The sequence below is a fragment of the Nitriliruptor sp. genome (genome assembly GCF_040882075.1).
In the GTDB taxonomy this organism is placed as follows: domain Bacteria; phylum Actinomycetota; class Nitriliruptoria; order Nitriliruptorales; family Nitriliruptoraceae; genus Nitriliruptor.
The window spans coordinates 1-4857 of sequence record NZ_JBBEBZ010000079.1; the positions used below are offsets into that span (position 1 = coordinate 1).

Below are 4857 nucleotides of genomic sequence, written 5' to 3' on the forward strand. Positions count from 1 at the left end.
GCCCGGCGGACCGGGAGCGGCACGAACGGCTGGACATCCTCCCCGAGCAGCGCCCGGAGACGAAGGTCGACCGCCGAGGTGAACCCCGCGACGTGCGCCTGGGCCAGCGGAGGCAACACCAAGAGCGCGGAGGCGAGGTCACCACGGCTCGCCCCGTGATCCATCGCGTACCGGTCCGCGGCGATCTCGCGCCGTGCGAAGGACCACGCGAGCCACTGCCGACCGAAGGGCATCCTGGCGACCACCGGGGCGATCAGCTCGAGGGCGAGCAGCCGCGCAGGATCCCAGGCGCGCTGGTGGGCATGTTCGTGGAGAAGGACCGCCTCGAGCTCGGCGGTGGAGAGCACATCGGGCAGCTGGCGGTCGCAGAAGATCGTGGGCCGATCGAGGCCGGCCACGAACGCGGCGTCGCCGAGGTCGCCGGTTCGCACGGGCATCCCTGCCAGCCGGGCGGGCGCCGACAACGACCACAGCCCGCGTACGAGCCGCCGGTGGCGGGATGCGTGGGCGACCGCCGCGGCGACCACGACCGCCGAGACCGCGGCGAGGGCGATCCCCACGATCTCGACGTGGTGCAGTGAGAAGACGGCGAAGGCGTAGAAGGCCGCGGCGCCGAGGACGAAGCTGAGCAGCGTGAACCGGTCAGGCATCGGTGGACCGCCGGACGGCGTGTCGGAGCTTGGCGACCACCCGGGGGTCGGCGTGCTCGACCGCGTCAGCGAAGTGGGCCAAGGCGACCGCGCCGTACCGCTCGACCAACTCGTCGACCTCCCGCCGGCTGTAGTGGTCGATCAGTTCGGGCTCATCGAACCTCGGGGTGTAGTCGAAACCGCGCCCACGCCGGACACGGTCGACGAGCCCCTTGTCGTGCAGACGAACCAGGACCGTCATCACGGTGGTGTACGCCAGCCGGTCGGACTTCCGACGTGCGTCGTTGAGCTGCTCGAGCACCGCAGGCACGTTGGCTGGCGACGCCGCCCACAGGCAGCGCATCACCTCGTACTCCAGAGGACCGAGCAGCCCTTCGGCGCTCTGCCCGCCCCGACCGCTCATCTCGATGCCTCCGTGTCCGCCGCCGATGGTAGTGCCGTCCACCGGTCAACGGACCTCGTCGAGGAGCTGGCCGAGGCTCTCCTCGGTCAGCTCGCCCATCACCCGACCGGCGAGCCGCCCGTCGCGGTCGAAGACCAAGGTGGTGGGCATCCCCCGCGCACCGACCTCGGGCGCGGTCTGCCCGAACGGGTCGTACAGCGTCGGGAAGGCGACGTCGGCGTCGTCGATCAGCGTCTGGGCGTTCCCGCGCTGGTCCTGGTGGGCGACACCGAGGAACGCGATGTCGTCGGTGGCGTTCGCCGCATCGACCAGCAGAGGCAGTTCACGCTCGCACGGATCGCACCAGCTCGCGAACAGGTTCACCAGGACAGGGCGACCAGCCTCGACCTCACGACGGATCCAACCGGCCACCTCGGCCCAGCCGGCATCGGCGAGCACAGCGTCGCTCGGCGGGAGGTCGTCGGCGACCTCCACCTGCCCCAGATCGAGCTCACGATCAGCCGGGAGCTGCGGCGCATCGGGGCCGGGCGCACCCGGCCCGAAGTCCGCCACCTCCCCCTGCTGGCCACAGCCAGCGACGAGCAGCAGCGCGGACAGCGCAACCAAGGTCGAACGCCGCACGTCAGCACCTCCCGGTCGGTGGACGGTCACCACAACAGCAGCCACGACGACCAGAACCGCACCGCGATGGCAACCACGATCGCGAGCAGCCACACGGTCAAGATCACACCGTGGAACCGGCGGACCCACCTGACCGGTCGCGCGGAGCCCCAGGTACGGAGGTTGTCGAGCGTGACGTACCAGAACACCGGGATCGTCACCGCCCAGACCACCAAGCAGTAGGGGCACAACGCACCGATCCGGTACAGGCTCTGGAACGCGAGCCAGTGGACGAACGGCACCCCGAAGGTGACACCCGCCTGGAACCCGAACCGGTACCACCGGGGCAGCCTGGCACCGCCAAGCATGACCGCTCCGGTCACCACGACCACCGTGAACCCGATGAGGCCGAGCAGCGGGTTCGGGAAACCGAACATCTCCGCCTGCGCCGACGCCATCACCGATCCGCAGCTGACCACCGGGTTGATGCTGCAGCTCGGCACGTACGTCGGATCGGCCACCAGGGCGAACTTCTCGACGGTCAGCGTGAACGCCGCGAGCAGGCCGGCCAGCCCACCGCCGATCAACAACCAGCCGAGGCGGACATCGTGGCCCGGCGGGCCGCCCTCGGCACCAGTCTGCGGCGCCGGTCGCGTGCTGGCGCCCGACAACTCAGCCACCGAGTTCGGCTTCGATCGCGGCCCGGAACTGCTCCACGCTCGTGGGGACCAGCAGTTCGCCGTTGAGGAAGAACGTCGGCGTGCCCTCGACCCCGAGCGCGAGCCCGTCGTGGCGGTCCTGCTCGATGCGCTCGAGCGTCGCAGGATCGGCGACCGCGCGGTCGTAGGCGTCGAGGTCGAGCCCGAGGTCCTCGGCGAAACCTCGGAAAACGTCCGCCTGGGACGCCTCCTGGTGGCTCCACGACTCCTGGGTCTCGAACAGCCGTCGGTACGTCGGCTCGAACGCCCCCTGCTGAGCGGCAGCCTCGGCAGCCACCGCAGCGGTCTCGGAGTTGGGATGCCCCGGCAGCGGGAAGTAGCGGGCCACGAAGCTCACCTCGCCGGCGTACTCCTCGCGCAGCTCCTCGACCAGCGGGTAGGCGGCGCGACAGCTCTCACACTCGAAGTCGAGGAACTCCACCAGCGTCACCTGACCGTTCTCAGCGGTCGAGAGCCGGTGGCTGTCCTCACGGACCACCGGCACCTCACCGTCCGCGCCGGTCGCCGTGCTCGGGCGGTCGGCGCTGCCGGGTGACGTCACCCACCCAGTCACGACGAGGCCGAGGAGGACGGCCGCGACCAAAGCGGCCGAGATCTTCACGTTCGTGCTCACGTCAACCTCCGCGGAGAGCCTGGCCGGCAGCGAGTCAAAGCCGGTGCACCGTCCCAGGATGATGGGGCGCTCGGCGGGCATCGCTTCGGCCCCGAAAGTCGTAACGACGGTTCACTACGGTACCGTAGTAGCTAACGTCCGGATCTTGGCCGTGCCACGATCAGTAGGAGGGCCGGGTGGTCTTCGCGATCTCTCGCGTCCGACGGGACAGCGCTCACAGGAGCCGCTACGTGCGCCGTCGCTGCAGCGTCCGGACACTGCAGCGAGCAGGGAGTTCGTGGACGTGAACGCCGCCCGTTCGTCCTTCGTCGTGCGGACCGTCGCACTTCAGGCGCTGGTCTGCGTGGCGGTCCTGCTGGGCACGCCCGCCCCGGCTTCGGCCCACGCCGCTCTGACGAGCGCGTCACCGGCTGCAGGTGAACAGCTCGAAGCCGCACCGGAGGAGGTCCGTCTCGAGTTCAACGAGGAGGTCGAGGCCGGCCCCGATGCACTGCGGGTCTTCGACGGCGAGGGTGTCCGGGTCGACGACGGCGTCATCGACACCGGCTCGGCGAACGAGATCGCGGTCGCACTGCCCTCGGAGCTCGACGCCGCCGCGTACGTCGTCGCCTACCGCGTCACATCCGTGGACGCGCACCCCATCGCCGGCACGACGACCTTCACGATCGGCGACGCTACCGCGCTGGATGATGCCGCGGTCGAGGCCATCGCCGGGCCGGCCGCGGGCTGGGTCGGCACCGTCGGGTCCATCCTGCGGGGTATCGGGTACGCCGGCACGCTCCTCGCGGCCGGTGCCATCGCGTTCGTGGTGGCGATCGCCGGACGCGACGCCGACCGCCGACGCGCCGTCAGTCTCGTTCGGGCGGCGGCCGCGATCGGGTTGGCGGCCACGCTCCTCCACGTGCCGTTCCAGGCCGCTGCGGTGTCCGGCTACGGGCTGTTCGAGGCGCTGACGGACGGCGCCACGTTGACGTCGACGCTCACCTCGAGCTTCGGGCAGGCGATCGTCGTCCGCGCGATCGGTCTCGTGCTGCTGTGGGTGCTGTGGCAGCGGACCGCGCCGACGTGGGCGCTGGCGACCGCCAGCGCCGTCACCCTCGGCTCCTACCTGCTCGACGGGCACCAGCGCAGCATCGAGCCGACGTGGCTGCTGGTGGCCGGCGACGCGATCCACCTCGCAGGCGCCGCGTCGTGGCTGGCCTGCTTGGCGTTGATCGCGGTCAGCCTCCGTGACCGACGACGACACGACGATCCGGTCGGCGCCGCGGACCTCGTCGGCCGGTTCAGCCGGTTCGCCCTGTGGTCCGTGATGACGCTCGGCCTCGCCGGGACCGCGATGGCCCTACCCCTGGTGCGCAGCTTCGGTGCACTCATCTCAACGACCTACGGCTTGACCCTGATCGCCAAGCTCGCGCTCGTAGCCGCGGTGGTGACCGTCGCCGCCTACAACCGGCGGCAGCTCGTACCGGCGGTGACCGCGCATGCGGTCCCGGCCGGTGCCAGTACCGACCTCGCGCCGGACACCCTCGACAGCCGCGGAGCCACGACCGGCGAAGCGTGGACGACCCTGCAACGGACCGTGCGCACCGAACTCGCCCTCCTCGCGGGCGTCCTGGCGATCACCGGCTTCCTGGTCAGCATCCAACCCGCCGCCGTCGCATCTGGCCTGTCCGGACCGACCTTCGTGACCGCACCGTTCGGTGACGAGCTCGAGATCGACCTCTCGATCGATCCGTCCGCGCCCGGCATCAACACCCTCCACGTCTACGTGCTCGAACCGTCCGGCCAGCCTTCCGATCAGGTCGACGAGCTGCGGTGGGAGTTCACCTACCTCCCCGAAGGGATCGGGCCCATCGTCGTCGAACCGTTCGT

5 protein-coding genes and 1 pseudogene are annotated in these 4857 nt (G+C 70.6%); 1 reads left to right on the forward strand and 5 read right to left on the reverse strand.

Translation table 11 applies throughout. The features are described from left to right. The 5 genes and pseudogenes from WEB03_RS04165 to WEB03_RS04185 all read right to left on the reverse strand — a co-directional run. Positions 1–650: pseudogene (locus WEB03_RS04165) on the reverse strand (hypothetical protein); the annotation flags it as partial. Then, positions 643–1053, reverse strand: coding sequence for a BlaI/MecI/CopY family transcriptional regulator (locus WEB03_RS04170; RefSeq protein ID WP_368069712.1), 411 nt, complete (start codon positions 1051–1053; stop codon positions 643–645). The pseudogene WEB03_RS04165 and the gene WEB03_RS04170, both read right to left, overlap by 8 nt. Positions 1054–1098: 45 nt before the next feature. Then, complete coding sequence (locus WEB03_RS04175) at positions 1099–1674, reverse strand: TlpA family protein disulfide reductase (protein WP_368069713.1); 576 nt, start codon at positions 1672–1674, stop codon at positions 1099–1101. Positions 1675–1700: 26 nt separating this feature from the next. Further along, positions 1701–2243 carry a vitamin K epoxide reductase family protein gene (locus WEB03_RS04180; RefSeq protein WP_368069716.1) on the reverse strand — a complete coding sequence of 181 codons (543 nt, stop codon included), beginning with the start codon at positions 2241–2243 and terminating at the stop codon, positions 1701–1703. An 82-nt stretch (positions 2244–2325) separates the two neighbouring features. After that, positions 2326–2985, reverse strand: a complete 660-nt coding sequence (locus WEB03_RS04185; protein ID WP_368069714.1) for a DsbA family protein — start codon at positions 2983–2985, stop codon at positions 2326–2328. A gap of 283 nt (positions 2986–3268) precedes the next feature. On the opposite strand from WEB03_RS04185, the gene WEB03_RS04190 reads away from it, so the two are divergent. Further along, positions 3269–4857: copper resistance CopC/CopD family protein (locus WEB03_RS04190; RefSeq protein ID WP_368069715.1), on the forward strand; the 1589-nt coding region annotated here is incomplete at its 3' end.

Bases quoted from the DNA above. Each gene is read 5' to 3' on its own strand.
- WEB03_RS04170 (WP_368069712.1), bottom strand. From the start codon at position 1,053: ATGAGCGGTCGGGGCGGGCAGAGCGCCGAAGGGCTGCTCGGTCCTCTG.